At 70.6% G+C, this 22579-nt stretch carries 15 protein-coding genes; 8 read left to right on the top strand and 7 right to left on the bottom strand.

What is annotated here, in order from left to right; translation table 11 throughout:
- Positions 1 to 126: 126 nt before the first annotated feature.
- On the bottom strand, positions 127 to 3750 hold the full coding sequence (locus tag KIS93_RS22225; RefSeq protein WP_080045844.1) for an nSTAND1 domain-containing NTPase: 3624 nt from the start codon (positions 3748 to 3750) through the stop codon (positions 127 to 129).
- A 712-nt stretch (positions 3751 to 4462) separates the two neighbouring features.
- On the opposite strand from KIS93_RS22225, the gene KIS93_RS22220 reads away from it, so the two are divergent.
- The 6 genes from KIS93_RS22220 to KIS93_RS22195 all read left to right on the top strand — a co-directional run bounded on the left by KIS93_RS22220 (position 4463) and on the right by KIS93_RS22195 (position 12227).
- On the top strand, positions 4463 to 6826 hold the full coding sequence (locus tag KIS93_RS22220) for a hypothetical protein (RefSeq protein WP_155129284.1): 2364 nt from the start codon (positions 4463 to 4465) through the stop codon (positions 6824 to 6826).
- A 315-nt stretch (positions 6827 to 7141) separates the two neighbouring features.
- A complete protein-coding gene (locus tag KIS93_RS22215) occupies positions 7142 to 8731 on the top strand; it encodes a hypothetical protein (protein ID WP_155129287.1) in 1590 nt (529 codons plus the stop codon).
- Positions 8732 to 8737: 6 nt separating this feature from the next.
- Positions 8738 to 9436: a TIR domain-containing protein gene (locus tag KIS93_RS22210; RefSeq protein WP_080045848.1), complete on the top strand. Its 699-nt coding sequence runs from the start codon at positions 8738 to 8740 to the stop codon at positions 9434 to 9436.
- A gap of 3 nt (positions 9437 to 9439) precedes the next feature.
- Positions 9440 to 10309: a macro domain-containing protein gene (locus KIS93_RS22205; RefSeq protein ID WP_222107591.1), complete on the top strand. Its 870-nt coding sequence runs from the start codon at positions 9440 to 9442 to the stop codon at positions 10307 to 10309.
- A 19-nt stretch (positions 10310 to 10328) separates the two neighbouring features.
- On the top strand, positions 10329 to 11624 hold the full coding sequence (locus tag KIS93_RS22200; RefSeq protein WP_080045849.1) for a hypothetical protein: 1296 nt from the start codon (positions 10329 to 10331) through the stop codon (positions 11622 to 11624).
- A gap of 240 nt (positions 11625 to 11864) precedes the next feature.
- The gene (locus KIS93_RS22195; protein ID WP_080045850.1) at positions 11865 to 12227 is read left to right on the top strand and encodes a helix-turn-helix domain-containing protein; all 363 of its coding nucleotides are present in this window, start codon (positions 11865 to 11867) and stop codon (positions 12225 to 12227) included.
- Between the two features lie 16 nt (positions 12228 to 12243).
- Here the strand turns inward: KIS93_RS22195 and KIS93_RS22190 are convergent, their stop codons facing one another.
- The 4 genes from KIS93_RS22190 to KIS93_RS22175 form a co-directional block, all read right to left on the bottom strand.
- Positions 12244 to 12834 carry a ClpP family protease gene (locus tag KIS93_RS22190; protein WP_080045851.1) on the bottom strand — a complete coding sequence of 197 codons (591 nt, stop codon included), beginning with the start codon at positions 12832 to 12834 and terminating at the stop codon, positions 12244 to 12246.
- Positions 12831 to 13457 carry a ClpP family protease gene (locus tag KIS93_RS22185; protein ID WP_080045852.1) on the bottom strand — a complete coding sequence of 209 codons (627 nt, stop codon included), beginning with the start codon at positions 13455 to 13457 and terminating at the stop codon, positions 12831 to 12833. The genes KIS93_RS22190 and KIS93_RS22185 overlap by 4 nt, the downstream gene beginning before the upstream one ends.
- Before the next feature lie 140 nt (positions 13458 to 13597).
- Positions 13598 to 15754, bottom strand: a complete 2157-nt coding sequence (locus tag KIS93_RS22180) for an alpha/beta hydrolase (protein ID WP_080045853.1) — start codon at positions 15752 to 15754, stop codon at positions 13598 to 13600.
- A 35-nt stretch (positions 15755 to 15789) separates the two neighbouring features.
- Positions 15790 to 17118 (bottom strand): extracellular catalytic domain type 1 short-chain-length polyhydroxyalkanoate depolymerase, encoded by a 1329-nt coding sequence (locus KIS93_RS22175; RefSeq protein ID WP_230465859.1) that lies wholly within the window; start codon positions 17116 to 17118, stop codon positions 15790 to 15792.
- Positions 17119 to 17479: 361 nt separating this feature from the next.
- Here KIS93_RS22175 and KIS93_RS22170 point away from each other — a divergent pair, with 361 nt between their 5' ends.
- Positions 17480 to 18298 carry a GNAT family N-acetyltransferase gene (locus KIS93_RS22170; RefSeq protein ID WP_080045855.1) on the top strand — a complete coding sequence of 273 codons (819 nt, stop codon included), beginning with the start codon at positions 17480 to 17482 and terminating at the stop codon, positions 18296 to 18298.
- Positions 18299 to 18317: 19 nt separating this feature from the next.
- Here KIS93_RS22170 and KIS93_RS22165 read toward each other — a convergent pair whose 3' ends face one another.
- Both KIS93_RS22165 and KIS93_RS22160 read right to left on the bottom strand, forming a co-directional pair.
- Positions 18318 to 19700, bottom strand: a complete 1383-nt coding sequence (locus KIS93_RS22165; protein ID WP_222107590.1) for an FAD-dependent oxidoreductase — start codon at positions 19698 to 19700, stop codon at positions 18318 to 18320.
- 118 nt (positions 19701 to 19818) lie between these two features.
- Positions 19819 to 21864, bottom strand: a complete 2046-nt coding sequence (locus KIS93_RS22160) for an FHA domain-containing protein (RefSeq protein ID WP_080045856.1) — start codon at positions 21862 to 21864, stop codon at positions 19819 to 19821.
- A 243-nt stretch (positions 21865 to 22107) separates the two neighbouring features.
- Here KIS93_RS22160 and KIS93_RS22155 point away from each other — a divergent pair, with 243 nt between their 5' ends.
- Complete coding sequence (locus tag KIS93_RS22155; RefSeq protein WP_186404382.1) at positions 22108 to 22515, top strand: ATP-binding protein; 408 nt, start codon at positions 22108 to 22110, stop codon at positions 22513 to 22515.
- Positions 22516 to 22579 lie beyond the last annotated feature (64 nt).

Genomic DNA, 22579 nt, shown 5'->3' with positions numbered 1-22579 from the left:
GTGCGCCGTGACGTACGTGGGTCCGCCGGGTAGCGTGCTTGACCACGGCGAAGCAGTACAGCCGCGCGAGCATGACCGTGTGAGTGCCGAAAACTACGCCGCCCTTCGTCCGGCCGCCTGGCCGGGTCATGTGCAGGGCGGGTCGTAGGAGGCATCCGTGCCCACATACCGGCGCCAGGCGTCGGGTGTCATGGCGCCGGCCGTGACGGAACAGATGCCGCGGATGTTGCTCTCCGCGTCCAGTTCCCACAGCTGCACGGACTGATCTTGCCCCGCGCTGGCGAGCAGGTGCCCGTCCGGGCTGAAGGTCACGGACGAGACGGTGCCCGTGTGGCCGTTCAGTGGCCTGCCGCGGAGTTCTGCGTGTCCTGGGCCGAGCACCCGCCACAACCACACGGTCCCGTCATAGCCCGCGCCGGCGAGGGTTCGCCCGTCGGGGCTGAACGCGACGGCTCCCAGGCCGTCGTCGGGCCCCGGCAGGGTCTGTGGCGGGCGTACAGGCTCGGCGACGTTCCACAGCTTGATCCATCTGTCCACCGTGCCGGCCAGCGTTCTGCCGTCGGGGCTGAACGCCAGGGACGTGGCCGTGTCGGGAAGGTCCGGCAGGGTTCGGGTGCCGGATGGATGCGCGGGATCGGTCACGTCCCACAGCCGGACCGCTCCGTCCACGGCCAGGGCCAGGGTGCGGCCGTCAGGGGCGAACGCCGGTGAGGGGATGTCCTCGGACGGCCCGTGCAGCACCGTCGGCCCCTTGGGGTGCGCGGGGTCGGTGAGCTCCCACAGCAGGACCGAGCTGTCGAGGGTGACGGCGGCCATGAGCCGTCCGTCCGGGCTGAACCACACCGACTGGAAGCTGTCCCGGGGAGCGAGAGGGGGGCCGAGTCGTTCGGTGATGTACGGCCCCCTGAGACGCCACAGGCGGATGGAACGGTTTCCGTCCCGCTCGTCGCCGATGGTGGCCAAGGTGTGCCATCCGGGGTCAACGGCGACGTATCCGTTGATGGCCGGGGCCTTGTCGGTCGGCCACGTGGGAAACAGACCGAGGGGCTTCGGCCGAGTGGGCCGCGTTATGTCCCAGACGTGAGGATACAAGTCGTCGAAGGCGGCGAGAGTTCTGCTGTCCGGGCTGAAGGCCACTTTGTTGAGGGCCATCGACCGGTCGGTGAGACGACCAGCCTGGACGTTCCACAACCGCACCGTCCCGTCCTCGGACCCGCTGGCGAGCGTACGGCCGTCCGGGCTGAACCCCAGCGACTTGACCCGCCCGGTGTGGCCGGTGAGTGTCCGCCCGATCTGCCGGAGCTCGCTCTGGCCGGCGATGTTCCACAACCTGATGACTCTGCCGTCTGTGCCGGCGAAAGTGTAACCGTCGGGGCTGTAGGCAACGTCGGAGATGTCGTCGCTGGTTCCCCCGAGCGGCCGGCTGGCCATGGTTCCGTCGGCCGGTTCCCACCGCCTGATGTCGTCGCTCGCGCTGGCCAACTCCGTGCCGTCGGAGCTGAACGCCAGCGCGTTGACCGAGGTGAGGAAGCCGTCGTGCCTGATGGGTCGTCCCATCGGACGCGGGTGGGCCGGGTCGTCGAGGGACCAGCACCGGATCGTGCTGTCGTTGTCGCCGACGGCCAGCCTGAGCCCGTCGGGGCTGAACGCCAGCGAGTACACATTGTCGGCGATGGGGGCGGGCAATCGCGCCAGCGGTTTCGGCCGGGCCGGATCGCGGACGTCCCACAGCCCCACCTGCGTGTCCCCGACGGCCAGGACGTGCCCGTGAGGGCTGAACGCGAGCGAGGTCAGGGACTCGTTCCGTCTGGGGAGGGGGTGCAGCGGCCTGGGCCGGGCCGGGTCGCGGACGTCCCACAGCCGCACCGTGCCGTCGTTGCCCGCGCCGGCGAGGGTACGGCCGTCCGGGCTGAACGCCACCTTTCTGAAGCCGTCGGTGGGCTCGGCGGGGGTGCGGCCCAGCGGCCGTGGCTTGAGGGGATCGGCGACGTCGTACAGTCGCACGTGTCCGTCGGACCCGGCGGCGGCGAGAACTCGCCCGTTCATGCCGAACGCCACCGTGTCGATCTCAGTGTCCCGGCCGGACAGCAGGACGGACAGCGGGGTGTGCCGGAGGTTGAGCACCTGGGTGTAGGTGTCGTCTCCAGGTTTCATGCGGTGTGCGACCAGGGTGAGCTGGGCCGACAGGGAGATGTCGGTGTCGGCGAGCCGGTCCGCCTCGGCCAGGACGCGGTTGTAGGTGGCCGTGTCCCGCTGGAGCTCCGCTTCGCCCTGCGAGCGTACGGCCAGCACGGCGGTGGTGGCGGCGACCACGGCCAGCACGGTCAGGGCGGCGATGACGCCGGCGCGCAGCCGCGCCGTACGACGGTGCTGTCGGACGCCGGCCGCCAGAAACTCCCTCGCGGCCACGCTGATGTCGCTGGCCGGGGCCGAGGCCGCCCAGGTCCGCACGACCTCCAGGCGGCTGCCCCGGTACAGCAGGGCGGGATCGCGGTCCGCCCGCTCCCACGCGGCCGCCTCCTCTTCGAGGTCCTGGTGCACGACCCGGCCCGCCCTGTCGGCGTCGATCCACCGGCGAAGCCGCGGCCAGCCACGCAGCAGGGCCTCGTGCACGATCTCCACGGTGTCCGTGTGCCGGGACAGCAGCCGGGCCTCCGTGAAGACGTCCACGACGGCGGACGTGACCGCCGGCTCTTCGAACGCTTCCGCCAGCTCCGCCCACGCGACCCGTCGCCGGGTGTCGTCCGCGCCTTCGCCGATCCGTACCAGTCGCAGGAACACGGCGCGGGCCCTGGCTTGCCCGGCGGCGTCCAGGCCATCGATCGCCTGGTCGGCGGTGGTAGCCAGGGCGCGCTGGATGCCGCCGGTGGCCTGGTATCCCTCGACCGTGAGCGTAGCGCCGTGGCGCTGCTGCCAGCTCATGCGCAGGGCGTGCGCGAGCAGCGGGAGCCGTCCGGCCTCGTAACCGGCCGGCTCCTGCCGGCCGCCGGCGCCGGAGCCCTCGCCTGGACCGCCGGATGAGCCGAGGTCACGCAGAAGCAGCTCGACCAGGCCGGGTTCGATGTCCAGCCCCACGTCCTGCGCGGGGTAGACGATCGCCTCCCGTACCTCCGCGAGCGACATCGCGCCCACCAGCAGCGGCGAGTCCTCCAGAGCTGCACGCAACCCTGGATGGCCGGCGCAGGAGGCGTAGAAATCGGCCCGCAGCCCGATGACCACGACCCCGGCCGGCCTCGCCGCCGCGGAACCGGCGATCCGGGTCAGCACGTCGATGAACCGGCGACCGCAGCGCTCGTCGTCACACGCCGTGAACAACTCCTCGAACTGGTCCACCACCACGACGACTCGCATCCCGTCGTCGTCGCCGGCATAGTCGGCCAGCATCGCCGCGCCCGCGGCGGGATCGACGCCGAGTCGCTCGGCGGTCTCGGCCTGGTCCGCGCCCGTCAGGGAGGAGAGCTGGGCGGCCAAGGCACCGATGGGATCGTCCGTGGGCCTGAACAGCATGACCGGCCAGCGATGGGAACCGGGCAGAGCCGAGGCCGCGAGCCTCGGCAGCAAGCCGGCGCGCAGCAGCGAGGACTTCCCCGCACCCGACGGAGCCACCACCGCCTGGATGCCGCCGGAGCCCAGCAGGCGCCGGTCGAGCCGGGCGAGCAGGTCGGCGACCAGCGCGTCCCGACCGAAGAACCAGCGGGCCTGCTCCGGCCCGAACGCCGCCAGCCCAGGGTAGGGACATTCGACGTCCACGCTGCCCGGGCGCGCCCGTCGACGCGCATCCGGGCTGTCACCGTAGTGGAAGTGCTGGTCCCGGCCCGCCTGGTAAATGCGTGCCGGACCGGACGCGTACGCCTCCTGCCGCGGACCTGCCCCTTCCGGAGCGCCGCGCGAAGTGCCACTGGTGCCCGGGTCCGGGTTCGTGCGGATCACCCCCTGGCGATGTGCCGGCCCTTGCGCGGTAGACACTGGAGCCGTACGTGCCAGGAACCCGCCGAAGCCTTCCCGGCGCCGGCATCGCCGTCACGCCGCGCCTCCAGCAACCGGGCGGTCCCCGCACCCGGGCCGATCGGGTCCATCGCTCCCCCTCCCGGGCGTCGTGCCGCCCTGCATACGTGTCGTCTTTGATCATGAATGCATTACCGGCACGCCGCGTGCTCAGAGGGCTGTATGCGCTGCCAACGCCCACGAAACAGTTCAAGCGGTATGCGTGTACGCGTGCAGAACGCCGCCGAGCCGGTCTTGCCGGCATACGTTCGGATCGGCGATTCGCCATGGATGCGGTCAGGGATGGACGCCACGGGGCAGATGAGGGTGCGGATGGAGCGGATTGTGGATGGGCGCCCTGGCCGCTTCCGCCGGCAGAACACGTTCCACCCTTATGCCAAATCTCCGGACCACCCTAGGGGCATCCCTAGCCTCGCTCCCGATGCGGCGCAACTCCTGTCCTAGCGATACTGCGCGAATGGTCCTCCTCCAGGAAATCAAAGCGTCCGATTTGCTCACCGACATCAACGAGAAAATGAAGGCTGACGACGGCCATCCGGTGGAGTACAAAGATCGTGCCATCATCGGGGACCTCAAACTGTCGAGAATGCGGCTGTCCCGGGCCCTGTGTTTCGCCAACTGCACGTTCACCAGCGCGATCGACCTCACAGCCACGCAGGCTGACGGCGACCTCATCTTCGTGGACTGCGAAATGCACGGACTCAACGCCCCGAGCCTGCGTACGGAGGGTCATCTCGTTCTGCAGCGGGTTCACAACGTCGGCGCGATCTCGCTCATGCGGGGGCGGCTGAACGGCAACCTGCGCTGTACAGGCAGCACGTTCGAAGCAACGGACGGCCCGGCCCTGGACGGCCGCAACCTCCAGGTCGAAGGCGGTGTGCAACTCGACGAGGGATTCGCGGCCGACGGGGAGATCACCATCGTCGCAGCCCAGATCAAAGGCACCATCAACGCCCGGGGCGCGCAATTGCGCAACCCCTCAGGGCGTACCATCGATGCCTCGCACCTGGCCCTGGACGGCGAGTTCCTGTGCGGAGCCGCATTTCGCTCTGAAGGTGAGCTGAGGTTGCGGCTGGCCAGGATCGGCGCGCTGCACGCCAGGCTGGGCCACTTCGTGAACCCCGGTAGGTACGCCCTCATGGCGGAGGGCATCCAGGTCGCCACCGGCCTCTATCTCAGAGGCGGCTTCGAGGCTCATGGGATGGTCCTGTTGAGCGAGGCGAACGTCAGGGGAGAGATCAACTGTACGGGAGGCACGTTCGCCGACCCGCCTCCGGACCAGGCGGTGATCGAGGCGGAGCACCTGACGGCCGACGCCGTGCTCATGCAGTACCAGTTTCGCGCGAAGGGGAAAGTACGCCTGGACGGCAGCACGATCACCGACCGGCTCAGCTGCAATGGAGGCAGGTTCAGCAACAAGGGCGACATCGCCCTCAGCGCCAATGGTGTGAATTGCGGCGAGATCCGCCTAGGCGACGGCTGTGTGATCAACGGCGGTGTCACCCTCCACGTCGCCAGGATCGCACGCGAGCTGAGCTGCTCAGGGGGCCGTGTGTGCAATCCCGGCGACATCGCCCTGATGGCTAACGGTCTGATCTGCAACGGCACGGTGTACCTGAACAACGGCTTCAAGGCCGAGGGGACGGTGCAGTTCCTCAGGGCCCGCATCGCGACGGAGCTCAACTGCACCCGCGGCACCTTCAAGGGTGACAGGACGCACCCCGCCCTGTCGGTCAACGGACTGATCTGTGGCGGCGCCGTCTTCCTCAACGACGGCTTCAAGGCCGAGGGCATGGTGGAGCTCATCAACACCACCATTGAGAGCGAACTCAACTGCACCAACGGACGTTTCCACAATGTGGACGACGACGCTCTCGTCGCGGAGGGGCTGGTCTGTCGCGGCAGCGTCTACCTCAACGAGAAGTTCGTCGCAAAGGGCAAGGTGCTGCTGCATCAGGCATCGGTGGCCCGCCAACTCGACTGCACCCATGCCAAGATCGACCGGTTCTACGCCCGATGCATGAAGGTCGGCACGAACTTCATCTGGCGTCCCCAGGAAACCCCGAAGGCAGTGGACGTCTCCCATTCGCACGTCGGCAACCTCCAGGATCTGCCGGCCTCCTGGCCGGGCGGGCAGGCGACAACTCTCGCTGGGTTCGCCTTCGACGAGGTCGACGACGAGGGGGTCTCGCCCGACACGCGGATCACGATCAGCCAGCGTCTGGACTGGCTCCGCTCGGCGGCCTTCGCCCCCGACGTCTACCAGCGGCTCGTTCGCATCTACCAAGGTGACGGCCACAGCGACAAGGCCAGGCGGATCGCCATCGAACTCCAGCGGCAACGGAGGCGCCAGCCGGACCTGAAACTACGGCGGGACGGTTCGAACGGCCGCGTCTGGAACCTCGGCGGCCCGCTTCTGCGACTGTGGAACTGGTTCCTCGACAAGTCCGTCAGCTACGGCTACGCCTTCCACCGCCTGCTGCTGCTGGCGGTGCTGTGCTGGGTCGTCTCCTGGTTCCTGTTCACCCTGGCCCAAGGACAAGGGCTCATGATCGCCGCTGCCGCCGGGCAGAGCGGCCCCCGTCCCCGGGTGTCCGAGTGCACGGCGAGCTATCCGTGCTTCGTGCCGTCCATCTACTCCATGGAGTTGCTGCTGCCGGTGGTCAACCTGCGCCAGGTGACCTATTGGCTGCCCGACTTCGCGGTGTCGCCGTTGGGCAAGGTGCTCTGGTATTGGGTGTGGGCAGTGATCATCTTCGGCTGGATGATGGCGATCGCCCTCGCGGGCGGCATCGGCCACCTGTTCAGCCGCCGCGACTGACTCACGCGTGAATCAACCTTGGGCCAAGCAGGCGGCAGCGAAACCCTGGCCGATGATCGTCGATCAGGGGCTGGTGATGTGGGCGCCGAGAAACTCGGTCGTCCTATGTGACCTGCGTAGTGGTATTCCTTGATCATTCCTGTGATGGCTTCTTCAGCGTCGCGACGCGGCCGAGAGGAGCACCCGCCGATGCCAGGGCCCCGGCTGGTTCGCACGCCGCTGGAAAGCGGGCGATCATCGCCGTACGACGTATTCCTGATCGCGGATCACTCCTCAGTACAAGGGGACACGTACCAGTGAAGGAGTGCGCGAGGAGTGCGCAAAAACACACTGTGCACGCTCTGTCCGGGGCACTCGTCGGATGCCGGCGCCTGCCCCCCATGCCCGCTCACCGAGCTCAGCCTCGAAGCGCCCCCTGACGATCGTCCGCCGTCTCTGGCTTCGGTCTTCCTGCGCCGCCACGCCAGGGACATCAAACGGGCGGACGACGAGGTGACCCGGCACCTGTGCTGCGCCGCAGAGGCCGACTTCGTCTTCGCCCAACGGCTCTTCGACCACATCGTCCGTCAGCCGCGGCGCGGTATCGCGACGTCGCCTGGCGTGGACATCCCGGCGGTGCTGCGACACGCGTGCGCGGGCCGGCGGCGCCGGGCCCTGCGTGACTGCGCTCTGGCCGCGTTCAGCCTGTCCGGCCTGTTCACGGCGTTGGGCACGATCGCCGTTGCGATCCACACGTTGTCGTTGGCGCCCCTCCGCCTGCTTCCGTGGGCGCTGGGCTCGATGCTGCTCGGCAACACCCTGGTGAGGTTCGTCTACGGGCTGACCCTGAACCGCGCGATCACGGTGGCCCTCAGGCCCGGCCATTTCTCGCCGGAGGAGGCGCCCAACCCGGTAAAGCCCCTGCTGCGTCGGCGGATCGCGCAGATCGAGGAGCTGACGCGGGGCAACCTGTCGATCTACCGCAAGTTCGAGCCGTTCACGGGGTACGGGCAGGTCATCGGCGGCTGGTCGTTCGCCATAGACGTCACCAAACCCCGGTACGAGGGAGCCCCCACGAAGCCCTTCGAGGTTCACGACATTCGGGAGCGCGTGGCGGCGCAGGTGCGGGCGCTCAACTGGAAGGGTCTTGAAGTCACGGACCGGATCTTCGTCAGTGGCCGCGACGTCTGGAAGGACGACGGTTACGTCGACGACACCGGCTGTCCCCTTCCTGGTGTCGGGGACACCAAGATCGACGAGCTGCTGGCGGAGCGGGACGGCCGGGCACGCCCGTACACGGTGATCCGGTTGATCGGCTGGGACGGTGAGCTGGCGCTCACCATCTTCCTGCGGTTCGCGATCGTGCAGCAGAACCTGTTCATCGAGGCGAGCCATTCCGTCCTCACACCGTTGCAGGCACGCTTCCACAAGTACGACAAGGTCCGCCCGATCAGGTCGGCGTGGAGCCTTGCCTGGCTGGCGGTACGCAGCATCGGCCTCTTCGGTGGCGTCATGGACGTGTTCGGTCACCTGTCGGAGTTCGTACGGGACCGCAGCGCCCTGGCCGAGCCGGCCGTCGCCCCGCAGGACCGCAGTTTCAACCACGGCGCCTCCTACTGCGTCCGCGAGGAGGCCAGCGACTCGCGGTACCAGCGCTATTTCCAGAAGCTCGACAGCGAGATGTACACGAAGGTCGTCGAGCAGCGCATCTTCGACGCCATGGTGGAGTTCTTGGACGAGCGCAACGTGCACACCGGGGAGCTGATCGAGCGGCAGACGACCATTCTCAACAACGGGGTCCTGGTGACCGGCGGCAGCTCCATCAGCGGAAGCAGCGTCGCGGCAGGGGACAACGCGCAGGCGACCACCCATATGCCCGCGCCGAGCGACAACAGGAGCAAGAAGGGCAAGCAGAAGGAGAAGTGAGGCACCGTGGCCGACAACTACGGCATCCAGGTGAGCGGTGGGCAAGTGACCGGATCCTCCCTCGCGGCCGGGCCCAGGGCGCGGGCGACGACCTACGGCACCCCGCCGCCGGACGGCGAGGCGCCCGAGCACACGCCGGTCGGTCACGCGCCCGTACCGGAGAAGGAGCGCAAGGTCTTCGTGATCCACGGGCGGGACGAGCAGGCACGGTTGCGGGTCTTCGACCTGCTGCGCCGCATGGGCCTGGAGCCGCTCGAATGGGAGACCCTCGTCCGTGAGACCGCGACCATGAGCCCGCACCTCCTGGACGTCGTCGGGCGGGCGTTCGGGACGGCGCAGGCGGTGGTCGTGGTGATGACGCCCGACGACATCGTCCGGCTGCACCCCGAGCTCGCCGGCGACCACGGCGACCACGACCAGCAGTGCCAGCCGCGGCCGAACGTGCTGTTCGAGGCCGGCCTGGCCTTCGGGGTCGCCCCGGCGCGCACGGTCCTGCTGCGACTGGGCCGGGTGCGGCCCTTCTCCGACATCGCCGGGCTGAACCATGTCCAGTTCGACGGCTCCGCGACGAGCGTGCTGAAGATCCGGCAGCGACTGGAGACCGCGGGCTGCCGCCTGTCCGGGACGGGCGTCGACTACGTCGAACCGAGCCTGCTCCGCGACCTGGCCGCCTACACCCGCCGACCTCCGCGACGGGGACGATGACCGGTGCGCCTGATCCACGGCCTGCGGCAGGTCTTCCGCACGTCCCGGGGCCGGGTGTTGCTGGCGACGCAGTTCTTCATCGCCTTCGGCGTCGTCTCGGCCGGCGTCCAGTTCGTCGGCCAGGTGTTCGGCGTGCGGTTCGGCAATCCCGGCGGCGTGACGGCGATCTCGCTGGGGGCCTGCCTGGCCTGGGGCGTCCTGGCCGCCTATTCACGCGGCCGGGTGTCGCGCGACTTCCCCCACCCCGACATGACCATCACCATCCAGGTCGGCGACCTGTTCGCCCAGGAGGCGGATCTGGTGGTCGGCTTCACCGACACCTTCGACCTGGACACCACCGACGACAGCATCATCAATCGCAACAGCCTGCAAGGACAGCTGCTCAGCCGCCTGTACGAGGATGATCTCGCGCGGCTGGACGGAGAGCTGAAACGGGCCCTCACCGCCACCGTCCCGGTCGCCGCCGAGACCGCGGAGTCCAAGCCGCGCGGCAAGCGGGATCGCTACCCTCTCGGCACCGTCGCCGTGATCGGCTCGCCGCGGCGCCGGATCTACTGCCTCGCCTACAGCAGGATGGGCAACGACCTGGTGGCGCGCTCGTCCGTCGACGACCTGTGGGCCGGCTTGGCCCGGCTGTGGGCCGCGATCGGGGACCACAGCCAGCTCGGCCACGTGGCGGTGCCCGTCATGGGGGCGGAGCTGGCGCGGGTGCATGCCCTCGACCGGGAGAACCTGCTCAAAGTGATCATCCTGTCCTTCGTCGCCCACTCCCGGATGCGTCCGGTCTGCCGCCGGCTCAGCGTGATCATCCGGCCCGAGGACGTAGAGAAGGTGGACCTGCTCGAAATGCGCGCTTTCCTCACCGCCCTCTGAACGCCGTAGGATCGGCGCCGTGGCGAAGAAGCGTAAAGGGAAGGCGAGTCCCACGCGCGGGGTCAGCGGCAATCCCGCCCGGCGCGCGCAGCAGCTCGCCGCCGCCCGTCCGCCCGCGCCCGATGCTGGTTCGGGGCTGTTCGAGTCGCTGCTGGGGACCGCTGGGGATCAGTGGTGGCCGGGCTCCCATCGTGCGATCATCGAGCGCCTCGCCGGCCTGCCCGCCGGCTCGCCTCTGCGGCTGGAGAACGCGGTCGTCGACCTGGTCGGCGAGGAGATGTGGGCGCGCACCCAGGCCGAGACCATGGGTTTCCACTGGGACCAGTACCTGGCGTCGCTGGCCGACCTCGTCCGCGACCGGATCCGGCGCGCCGCACGCACCGGTGGGCAGGTGGACGACCTGTGGCGGCTGCTGCACGGGCTCGCCGCGATGACGCCGCCGTCCAGCGGGGAGATGTTGCGCCGCGACCCCGACCCCGCCGTCCGCGCAGCCGTCGAGGACAGCACCGCGGCGCTGGCCGAGGCCGGGGTCGGTCCCGGGTGGCCGGGTGAGGTCCTGCGGGCGGCTCCGGCTGGAGAGCCGCTGCTGCTGACCGACGTGTACGGCTCGCGCCACGCGCTCGTGGCCCCCTTCGCCTGGGGTGGGGAGGACCCGCACTGGTACTGCTGGGACGTCGACCGCTGCACCGGCGACCGGGTCGTGCACGCCGCCGTCTTCGCCTCACCGGAGGAGGCGTTCGCCGAATGGCGGGCCGCCGTGGGGGTGCGCGCGGCGCCCGCCTCCACCCGCCCGGCCCCGTGTGACCGGGCCACCGTCCGTGACCTGCTGGATCCGCTGTGCCGTGCCGATCTCCTGAGTGTCCTGATGATCGGCACCGAGTCGCGACAGCTCGTCGCCGAGCACTTCCGCCAGCGTCAGCGCGCCAGAGCCCTCTGCGAGCCGTTCACCGTCGCGCCCGAGGCCGGCCAGGACCTCGTCCCGATCATCGACGACTTCGCCGCCTGGCTGCGCGAACGGAACGGCCCCAGGCCCGAGCGGGAAGACGTCGCCACGCTCGCCGACAACTGGTCCGACCTGTCCGGGCCCGGCTACTACGCCTGCTCCCCGCATCGGATCGAGCACACCGTGATCCTCGTCGCGGACGGGTACGCCGAGGAGTACGCCGAAGCCGCCCTCGACCTGCTGCCCGAGTGGGTGGAGTGGTGCATCGAACGCACCGGCCTGGCCGACGAGCCGGCCGAGCGAGCCCGGCAGGCGGCCGCGAACAACCGGTGGCACGGATCCGACACCATGGACCTGCGCCGCTCCGAATAGGTGAATCGCTCCTGAAGCACGGCCATGCCCGTGGTGCTCGGCCGCCCGCCTCGGGCGCCCGGCATGAGGCTCCTGATCATGCCCAGGACCGAGAGGGAGCTCTACGGGGCCTGGCCGCCCTCGCCGAGCCGCCTTCGCCGAGCGGCCGTCGCTGGTGGCGGCGGTCGCTGGGCGAGGGGGCTGGTTCCGCTCTGCGCGAAGCAGGCAGAACGCGAACGCACTGGCTATTTATGGTGAGGTATGGCCACATCCATCCCGTCGCGTCCAGCGTTCGATCGGACCGCCCCCAAGTCGTTCCCGGCCGGCGAGCCGCTGTGGCGGCACGTGCTCGGTGAGTGCTTGAGAGGGCTTCGCCATGAGCGGGGCGAGAAGCTGAGCGAGACGGCACGTCGTGCCGGGGTCTCGCCGCAGTATCTGTCCGAGATCGAACGGGGCGTCAAGGAGCCGTCGAGCGAGATGATCGCCGCGGTCGCCGGTGCGCTGGATGTGACGCTGGTCGATCTGACCCTTGCCGTCGCCGAGAGCCTGCGGCCCGCTCAGCACAGCGCGTCGAGGGGGGCCACCTGCTCGGCGGCGGCGACGGTGTACGCGCTGGCCGCCTAGCGCGGCCGGCTTGGGGTTACGAGCGCTCCTCGATGATCTGGTCGATGAGCCCGTACTCCAGGGCCGCCTGGGCGGTGAACACGCGGTCGTGGTCGGTGTCGGCGCGCAGGGTCTCGACCGTCTGGCCGGTGTGCCGGGCGAGGATGCGCTCGATGTCGGCCCGGACGCGTACGACCTCGTCGGCCTGGAGGATCAGGTCGGGGATCGTGCCGCGGCCCTGGGCCGCCGGCTGGTGCAGGATGATCCGCGCGTGCGGGAGGGCGGCCCGCTTTCCTTCGGCGCCCGCGGCGAGCAGCACGGCACCCACCGCGACCGCCTGTCCCACGCAGGTCGTCGAGACGCGCGGGCGGATGTGGCGCATGGTGTCGTAGATCGCGAGCATCGCGCTCGGGTCGCCGCCTTCGCAGTTGATGTAGAACTGGATCTCCGCGTCGGGGTTGTCCGATTCCAGGAAGATCAGCTGCGCGATGAGGGCGTTCGCGACGCCCGCGTCGATCGCGGTGCCCAGGTAGACGATCCGCTCGGTGAGCAGGTGCGAGTAGACGTCCATGATCCGCTCGCCACGAGGGTGCTGGGCGATGACGTTCGGGATCGTGTAGCTGGTCACTGGCCGACTCCTTGGGTGACGCCGAATCCGGGCCGTGGGCGATGTTGTGGCGCGATCTCGTCGAAGTTCTGGACGATCGCGTCGATGAAGCCGTACTCCAGGGCCTCCTGCGCCGTGTACCAGCGATCGTGCAGGGAGTCCTCGAAGATGCGCTCGACGGGCTGGCCCGTGTCCTCGGCGATCAGGCCGAGCACCGTGTCGCGGGTGTGCCGGAGGTCGCCGGCCTGCAGCTCGATGTCGACCGCGGTGCCGCCGATGCCCGCCGAGCCCTGGTGCATCAGCACGCGGGAGTGCGGCAGGGCACGGCGCTTGCCCCGCGTTCCCGACGACAGCAGGAACTGCCCGGCGCTGTAGGCGATGCCCAGCACGAGGGTCGACACGTCACAGGGGATGATGCGCATGATGTCGCGGATCGCCAGCATCGACGGGACCGAGCCGCCGGGGGAGTGGATCCACAAGGAGATGTCGGCCGACGCGTCCTGCGTGGCGAGAGCCATCAACTGGGTGGCCAGCAGCGTCCCGTTGTCGTCGTCGAGAGGGCCGTCGAGAACGAGGACACGCTGCTCGTACAGCTCGCGCCTGACCCGCGGGTTGAACAAGGGGAGTTTCGACTCTTCGCTCATGCGTCCATCTTGTGAGGCCGCCGGGACCGGAGTCGACACAATCTGCCTGCGGCAGATCTGCTGTGAGCAGCGTGAGCTGCTGAGCCGGCGGCGCGGGCTTCCTCGTGGTCGAGGAAGGCGCGCGCGGCCGGCTCGCCGCTCTAGCGCTTGAACAGGCGCGGTGTCAGGTCGATGAGGTTCTTCTGCCAGACGTCCCAGCCGTGCGGCCCGGGGGTGACCCCGTCGAACTCGTAGCGGATGCCGAGCCGGTCCAGGGTGGCCAGTGACGACGTGAAGAACGGGTACACGAAGTCCGTGCGGTCCCCGACGTACAGGCGCAGCAGCTTGGTGCCCTTGTTGATCGCCGCCGCGTCGACCCCTGTCTCGTCGCCGAACCAGCCCGAGAACACCCCGATGTAGGCGAACTGGCCGGGGTGCGCCTTGAGCACTCCGAACGTCTGGACGCCGCCCATGGACAGGCCGGCGAGGGCCTGCTGGGACGGGTCGGAGGAGACGTGGTAGTGGGAGCGGGCGGCCGGGACGATGTTCTCCAGCAGCTCCTTGCCGAAGTCGGGCACGTTGCCGTTGCCCATCACGACCACCATCGGCACCAGGTCCCCGTCGAGGAACCGGTGGTCGAGGATCTGCTTGGCGCGGCCCATCTCGACCCAGTCCGTGTAGCTCTGACCGCTGCCGTGCTGGAGGTAGAGGACGGGGTACGGCTCGGCCCGGTTCGGGTCGTAGCCGGGCGGGGTCCACACCAGCGCGGTCCGGTCCGCGTTCGCCACGGTGCTGCGGTACGTCATGCTCTCGACCTTGCCGCCCTGGCCGGCGGGGACGTCCGAGAGGAGGCGGGCTCGCTTTCCCGGGACGAAGAAGGTGCTCCAGTTCGGCTCGGAGGTCACCTTCGTCGGGTTCGACGCGTCCTTGGCCGACACCCCGTCCACGATCAGCTGGTAGTAGTAGAACCACGGGTCGAGCGGGCCGACGGTGACGCGCCAGCGGTCGCCGGCGCGGGTCGCCGGCACGCGCAGCCAGCTGCCGTTGGGCGCCCAGTTCGCCCACACCTTGACCTGCTGGGCGTCCTTGAAGGCGGTGGTGGTCTCGAAGGTGACGAAGCCGTCCTTCGTCACGAACGGGGTGGGCGTGGTGCCGGGCGCGGGCGGGGTGAACGCGCCCTTCAGCGGCCCGTGCCCGTCGCTGGGGCCGTGGTCGCGCACCTTGCGGAACAGCCGCGGCAGGAAGTCGATCAGGTTCTCCTGCCAGGCGTTCCAGTTACCGCCGGCGTCGGGGTTGACGCCGTCGAACTCGTAGCCGACGCGGGCACGGTCCAGTGCCTTGGTCAGCTTGTACGTGGCGTTGTAGGCGGGGTCGGTCACGTTGCCCGTGTACAGGCGCAGCAGCTTGGGATGCCGGTTGAGCGCCCGGCCGGGGTCGTCGGCCGCGAGGCCGGAGAACGAGCCGGCGTAGGCGAAGCGCTCGGGGCGGGCCAGCGCGGCACGCACCGCTTGCGCGCCGCCGGCGCCGATGCCGGCGATGGCCTGGTGGGCGGGGTCACGCAGGACGCGGTAGCGGCCGGCGAGCGCCTGGCGCAGGTCGTCGTCGGTCCCGCCGGCGTCGCTGATCGCGACGACCATGGGCTCGATGGCCTTCTGGGCGGCCAGGTTGTCGAGGATCTGCTTGGCCCGGCCCAGATCGAGCCAGTCGCTGGCGCTGCCGCCATCGCCGGGCTGCAGGTACAGCACGGGATAGGCCTTCGGTCCCCTGGGCGCGTAACCGGGCGGGGTCCACACCAGGGCCGAGCGCTCCTGCTGCTGGGCCCGGTAGGTCAGGGTCTCCACCTTGCCGCCCTGCCCCTGCGGCACGTCCGCGAGCAGGCGCGCCGACTCGCCGGGCACGAAGAACGTGCTCCACAGCGGCTTGGAGGCCACGCCGGTGCCGTTCGTCGGGTCCTTGAGCCCCTTGGTGTCGTCACCCGTGACCTGGTACGAGTACAGCCCCGGCTTGAGCGGGCCGATGGCCCCCGTCCAGACGTCGCCTCGCCGGGTCAGGCCGTAGTCCGCCCAGGCGAAGGAGGGGCCGAAGTTCCCCTCGACGTTGAGCTGCGCCACCTGGCCCACGCTGGCCTCGACGTAGGCCGCCGGCACGTTGAACGCCACGTAGCCGTCCTCGGAGACGTCCAGCCACGGGGCGTCCGCGACCGCCGGTCGCGGCGCGAGCGACACCGCCGCGATCGCCATGACCCCGGCCGCGATCGCCGCCGAGAGCCGGCGCACCCCCTGAGGGCGCGAAGTGCCGTGATCAGGTGCAAAGGGCATGCGAAACTCCCCTGACGAAGCCGGCCGCCGGAAGGTCAGCCGCGGGTCCAGCGCTGGTTGGCGCCGCCGTGGCAGGACCAGATCTGCAGCCTGGCGCCGTTGGCGGTGGTGTTGCTCGGCACGTCCAGGCACTTGTTCGCGCCCACCGCGGTGATGCTGCCGTCGGCGTTGAGGCGCCACTGCTGGTTGGTCTGGCCGGTGCAGTCCCAGATGATCACGCTGCTGCCGTCGGCGGTGGCGCGGTTGCTGACGTCCAGGCACTTGCCGCCGTAGACGCGCAGCTCACCGGCGGCGGTGGGCGTCCACTGCTGGTTGGCCTGGCCGTTGCAGTCCCAGATCTGCGCCTGTGCGCCGTTGGCCTGCGAGGCGCCGGCGACGTCGAGGCACCTGCCGGACGCCACGTTTTTGATCGCGCTCGCGCCCGTGGGAGTCGGGTCCGGATCCGGATCCGGTGTCGTCGCGTCGAGGCCGAGGAAGGAGATGGCGTAGGCGAGCTGGCCGCTCATCGGCAGCTGGTGCCCGACGCCGGAGATGCTGATGCCCTCGACGGTGGCATGGGTCGAGGTGTCGCCGTACCGGGTACGGGTCCAGGACGACTGCGGATGGTCCGTCAGGGCCGGGGTCTGGCTCAGCGCGTTCAGGTTCGTCCACTGCTTGATCTCTTCGCCGAAGTTGGGGTAGGCCAGCGTGGTGTCCGTGGTGCCGTGCCACAGCTGCATGCGCGGGTAGCGGCCGGTGTAGCCGGGATACATCGCGCGGGCCTGGTCGCCCCACTGCTGGGCGGTCTTGACGACCTGCCCGCCGGAGCACTGGCTGTTCCACAGCGAGCCGTTGGTGGTGGCGAAACATCCGGCCGGTACGCCGGAGAAGGCCGATCCGGCGGCGAACACGTCGGGGTACTGGGCGGCCAGCACGTTGGTCATCATCGCGCCGGAGGAGAAGCCGCTGACCACGATCCGGCCCGGGTCGACGTTGTAGCGCTGGCGGGCGTAGGCGACCATCGCCATGATGCCGGTGGAGTCGCCGCCGCCGTCGCGCCTGAGAGCGGCCGGGGTGGACACGTCGAAGCACTTCTCCGAGCGGGTGGCCTCGGGCAGGACGATGAGGTAGCCGTACCGGTCGGCGGCGGTGACGTAGTCGTGCCCGTTGCCGTTGAAGATCGCGCTGGCGGATCCGCCGCAGTAGTGGACCAGGACCAGCAGCGCCGGCCGGGCCGCGACCCGGTCCGGCACGTACAGGTACATGTTCAGGTTCGTCGGGTTGGTGCCGAAGCCGGTCACCCGGGTCAGCGACGCCGCCCCGGCGGGCGTGATCCCCAGCAGCACGGCGGCGGCCAGCAACGCCGCGGCGACGGCCGCTGACACGGCGGACAATCCTCGTTTCACCCTGTGTCCTCCCATCAGGACGCCATGCAGGACCCGCGGCGGTGGCGAAACGGAGCAAATATGAGGCCGAAACGTACTGTCAAGAAGCCCCTGGTTCGTCGCGGGGAGGGGGAGGGGGCGGGCGGGCGCACCTACCTCGCGTTCCGCGCCGGGGCGGAGGAGGACCGGCCATGAAACTTTCATGCCGGGAACGCCGTACCGAAAGTTTCGGGAGGAAGCAGCCGGAGGTGAGCCCGGAACAACCGGCCTGGATCCGGAGAGGTGTTTCCGAAATTTTCCGAAGATTCGTCGATAGGTTTCGGCGAGCTGCCGGGGCGGCGAACGGAGTAGGTTCAGGCCCGTGAGCGATATCCGACTCCTCGGCCCCGAGGACCTGCCCCTGTGCCGGCGGCTCGAAAGCGACCGCGGGTGGTCCACCGACGAGGCCAAATGGCGGTTGATGTTCGAGGTGGGCGAGGTCCACGCCATTGACGCGGCCGACGGCGACGGCCTGGCCGGGTGCGTCGTGGTGACCCGCTACGGCGACGCGCTGGCCGACGTCGGCATGATGCTGGTCGCCGGCCGGTACGGCAGGCAGGGCCTCGGCACCCGGCTCATGGAGCACGCCCTGGAGGTCGCCGGTGACCGCGTCGTGGAGCTGACCGCGACCCGCTTCGGCCGCCCCGTCTATGAACGGCTGGGCTTCCGCCCCACCGGCAGCCTGACGATCAACGCGGGCCCACTGCGGGGCACGTCGAGGCCGCCCGGGGTCCGCGCCGCCACCCCGGACGACCACGCCGCGCTCCTCGCCCTGGACGCCGAGGTCACCGGCGCCGACCGGAGCGCGGCGCTGACGGCGCTGCTGGCCAGGGCCGAGCGCACGGTCGTCACCGACGGCGGCTTCGCCGTGGCCTGGAACGCCGGCCCCCACCGCGTCATCGGCCCCGTGGTCGCACCCTCGGAGGAGGCCGCCCGCGATCTCATCCTGGCCGCCGCGCACGACGCCGACCGCGACGTGCGCATCGACCTGCTGGACGCCTACCCGGGCCTGCGCCCGTGGCTCACCGCCCTGGGCCCCGCCGAGGGACCCGCGCCTCTGCCCACGATGGTCCACGGCGCCGACCGCCACCCGGGCGACCGCGGGCGCTACGTGGCGCCCATCCTCATCTCGATGGGCTGACCGGGCAGCACTCCGGCTGCTACAGCCGCTCGGCCAGGCGCCGGGCCGCGATCTGGACGATCTCCCACGCGGTGGAGAACGGCGGCGCGTAGGACAGATCCGACCAGGCCAGGTCGTCGACGGTCGCGCCGTGCCACAACGAGGTGGCGACGGTGTCGATGCGTTTGCCCGCGCCCCGCCCGCCGACGATCTGCGCGCCCACCAGCCGGCGGTCCGACGGCGACGCGAGGATCTTCACCGCGATCGGGTCGGCCTCGCTCATGTAGCCGCTGGCCGTGCCGCCCTCGGTGACGAGGGCCGCCACCTCGATGCCGGCGGCGGCCGCCTCGTGCTCGTTCAGTCCGGTACGGGCGATCTCCAGGTACGTCGGCCCCGCGGCGAACCGGGTGATCGCGGTGCCCAGCACGCCGCCGAACCGCAGCGTGCCGGGGGTGACGAGGTTCGTGCCGACGATGCGGCCCTGCTTGTTGGCATGGGTGCCGAGCGGCAGGTACGTCCACGTGCCGGTGAGCCGGTGCCGGGCCTCGCAGCAGTCGCCGGCCGCCCAGATGCCGTCGGCCAGGCTCCCGTCCGGCTCGGGCCGCAGGCCGCCGCCGGGGCCGCTGGGCAGCTTGTCGAGGTCGAGGAAACCGGTGTTCGGGGTGACGCCCAGCGCCAGCACGACCAGGTCCGCCGGGTGGCGCTCGCCTTCCGCCGTGTAGACGCCGCGCACCCGTCCGCCGGCCACGTCCAGCCGCACGACCGGCGAGCCGGTCACGACTCGGACTCCCGCCGCGCGCATCCCCGCCTCGATCCGGGCGGACAGGTCCGGGTCGAGGGAGCTCATCACGCGGGTACGGGTGATGACGGTGACCTCGTGGCCCCGCCTCCTCGCGGCCTCGGCCATCTCGACGCCGATGTAGCCGCCGCCGGCGACGACCACCCGGCCGCCGCCCCCGGGGAGCCCCGCGAGCAGGTCCAGCCACGCCGCGCCGTCCGCGAGCGTCTTCACCGGCGCCACCCCGGCGTACCGCCGCCCCGTACCGGGGTCGACGGCCCAGTCGCGCACCACGGCCGACGCGCCGGTCGCGATCACCAGCTCGTCGTAGCCCAGCACCTGCTCGCCGCCGGCGTCCTGGTAGGTGACGGTGCCGGCCTGCCGGTCGATCGCGGTCGCGGTGGCGCCGAAGCGCAGGTCGATCCCGGCCGCCCGGTGCTGCTCGGCGGTGCGGGCCACCAGCGCGTCGCCGCCGGGCACGTCGCCGGCGATCCAGTAGGGGATGCCGCAGGCGGAGTACGACGTGTCGCCCGTCGCCTCCAGCACGGTCACGGCCAGCCCTGGCCCCGCCGCCCGGAGCGCCTGGTGCGCCGCGCTCATCCCTGCCGCGTCGGCTCCGATGACCAGCAGCCGGGTGGCGCTCACCGGGCCACGTCCGTCGAGGTCACGTCCGTCGAGGTCACGTCCGGGATCACGTTCGTCGAGGTCACGGCTCGGAGCCTATCCGGCTCTGAGCGGACATGTCGTGCTCCTTCCGGCTCGTCTACCGGGGGGCCTGTGCCGCCGGCCGCGGTGTCCGGGTGGTCGAGCGGGAGATGAGCCTGGTGTGCTGCTCGCGCTCGCTGGCCAGCCGCGGGCCCCACACGGGCTCCGCGTCCGGAGCGGACGCGGGCTCCTCCCGGTAGAAGATGTCGATGTCGACCTCCTCGCCGCCCATGACCACGGTGTCCCACGCCTCGCTGATGACCAGGACGCGCAGGGTCTCGGCCGACAGCCGGCCGAGGTGGGCCCGCAGGGCGGCGTCGTCCGGGAGGCCGGAGACGCGCTGTGACAGGCGGCCCCGGATCGCTCCGAGCCGGTCCATCAGCGTGTCGATGTCCGCCGCGACCTGCGCGTCGGAGCCCGATGCGGCGGGCGTGGTCGCGCAGCCCTTGGCGATGTTGTCCTTGATGGCGCGGGTCACGCCGTTCTCGTCGGTCGTGACCATCGCCTGCCAGGCGCGGCTCTTGTGCCGGTACTGCAGCATCGCCATGGCGGCCTCGTGGCGGATGAAGTCGGCGTCGCGGAACGGTCGCCCGCGCCAGACCTGGCTGAGCGTACGGGCCAGGGAGATGGCCGAGGCCAGCCCGCTGTTGAGCCCGCGGCCCGGCCAGAAGTGGATGGCGTTGGCGGCGTCGCCGAGCAGGAAACCGTAGGTGCCGGGGGTGGTCGAGGTCGGGGCGTGCAGGCGCGCGGTGAAGCGCGGCCGCTGCACCATGTCCAGCCGGAACGCGGTGACCGCGCTGAGATTGTGCTCGGCCACCCCGAACATCACCAGCCCCTCCTGCACCCGCCGCCACAGGGCCGACCCCTTGATCAGGGCGGGCAGGAACAACGTGCCGTGCGTGGAGCAGTGGAAGTCGCCGTCGCCGGTGCGGCCCATCATGCACGGGTTGGCGGCCACGCACTCCTCGAACACGCGGCGCACGGGATCGATGCCGACGACCTCCGCCGCCTCCTCGTCGGTGAGCCGCATGTTGAGGAAGCCCTCGCCGCCCAGCGCGTTGAGCAGGTAGCGGTTTTGAGCCACGGTCAGCAGGACCGACATGGCGTCGGGCAGGTCGGACTTGACGCGCAGGCCCAGCACGACATCCTGCAGATGCTTGCCGTCCAGGGAGTAGATCGAGCTGTCGGCGGTGCCGAACTTGGCGGAGAACCGCTCCCGCGTCCGCGAGCGGCCGCCCTCGCAGATGGCCAGCACGTGATCCTGCTTCGCGCTGTCGCCGTGCTCGCCGGGGTCGAAGCGGGCGGGGACGAGCCGGATGCGGTCGGGCTTCTCGCCGGCCATCTCCAGGAGGGTGTCCTCGATGTAGGCGATGCGCAGGTTGCGGGGGGCGTGCCCCCGGATGGAGTCGGGGCCGGGCGGCCACATCTCCGAGTACGCGCCGGGCTCGAACAGCCGGGTCTGCACCGGGCCGGGGAGATTCAGGTACTGGCGGCTCTGCACGGTGACGACCTGCTGACGTCGTACGTTGCCCTGCTCCTGGCCCTTCCACACGACCCGGGAGCCGTCCTGGGTCCAGCGGCCGTCGTACACGGTGACGGCGACCCGCGGGCCCATGAGGTGCTCCAGGAGGAGCGCGAAGCTCAGCCCGACGGGGCCGCCGCCCGAAACGGTCACCCGGAGCACCGGCCCCGGGTCAGGTGGCTGCGCGGGCCCGCCGGTTCGCGGCAGCGTGGATCCGGCTGCGTGCGGTTGCAAGGGGCCGCCGTAGACGGTCGCGCTGTCGTCGAGGGCGCCGAGGATCGTCGCGGTGTCGTCGGCGGGCAGGAAGCGGAACTGCTCGTCGCCGATCGTGATCAGATCGCCGGGCTGGAGCACCTGTGAGGTGACGCGCCTGCCGTTGACCAGCGTCCCGTTGCGGCTTCCCAGGTCGTGCAGGACGTACTGCCCCGCCTCATGGCGGATCTCGGCGTGGCGGCGCGAGGCTCGTTCGCTGGAGAGCACCACGCTGGAGTCGGTCCTGCGGCCGAAGGTGGTCGGTGTGTCACCGAGCGGGAAGCGGCGGTCGGCGAGAGGGCCGCCGTGTCCGACGATGGCAGGGGGCATGATGCCTTCCTTATCGTGAAAAATCGTGACAAGAGCGCTGGCCATCGATGCGTTCTCGTCCATCATGGGCGATCAGAGGCGGCCGCGTAAGTGAGAAATACGCACATCCGGCTCGGCCCCGCCCGCGAACCCGTGCTCCCGTGCCGTCCGCTCGCAAGCGTCCGGCAGGGAACCGGCAAGCGGGCTCCGCATGCTGGGAGATGTCAGGCGGTACCAGCCGATGCACGCGCGGAGGCGATGGGAATGACCGGCACCGAGATGCGACAGTTCCCGGCCCAGCTGGAAGAGATCGGGCACGCGCGCCGTTTCGCGGGCGGCGTCGTCGCCGGCCACCCCGCCGCGGACGACGTCGTCCTGGCCGTCTCCGAACTGGCCGCCAACGCCGTCGAGCACACCGCCGCCGGCCGCCACGACAGCTTCGAGGTGCGCATCACCCACCTGGCCGACGCCGTCCTGGTCGAGGTGCACGACCACGGCGGCGCGGGCGCGCCGCGGCTCGGCGCGGCCGGGTCGGAGGCCACGCGGGGGCGCGGGCTGTTCCTCGTGGACCACCTCTCCCGAGGCTGGGGCGTCACCCGGCGGCCCGACCACACCGGCGTCTGGTGCGAGATCGGCTGCACCTGCGCGGCACCCGTACCGGCCGCCGCCTGAAGGAACGGCGGATCAGGCGCCCGCACGATGATCGAGGAAGCACTTCGGTTGTGCGGCACCGTGT

The sequence above is a fragment of the [Actinomadura] parvosata subsp. kistnae genome (genome assembly GCF_900323885.1).
In the GTDB taxonomy this organism is placed as follows: Bacteria; Actinomycetota; Actinomycetes; order Streptosporangiales; family Streptosporangiaceae; genus Nonomuraea; species Nonomuraea composti.
This window is presented reverse-complemented; position numbering and strand designations above follow the sequence as displayed.

Bases quoted from the DNA above. Each gene is read 5' to 3' on its own strand.
- KIS93_RS22220 (WP_155129284.1), top strand. From the start codon at position 4,463: ATGGTCCTCCTCCAGGAAATCAAAGCGTCCGATTTGCTCACCGACATC.
- KIS93_RS22195 (WP_080045850.1), top strand. From the start codon at position 11,865: ATGGCCACATCCATCCCGTCGCGTCCAGCGTTCGATCGGACCGCCCCC.
- KIS93_RS22185 (WP_080045852.1), bottom strand. From the start codon at position 13,457: ATGAGCGAAGAGTCGAAACTCCCCTTGTTCAACCCGCGGGTCAGGCGC.
- KIS93_RS22180 (WP_080045853.1), bottom strand. From the start codon at position 15,754: ATGCCCTTTGCACCTGATCACGGCACTTCGCGCCCTCAGGGGGTGCGC.
- KIS93_RS22160 (WP_080045856.1), bottom strand. From the start codon at position 21,864: ATGCCCCCTGCCATCGTCGGACACGGCGGCCCTCTCGCCGACCGCCGC.
- KIS93_RS22155 (WP_186404382.1), top strand. From the start codon at position 22,108: ATGACCGGCACCGAGATGCGACAGTTCCCGGCCCAGCTGGAAGAGATC.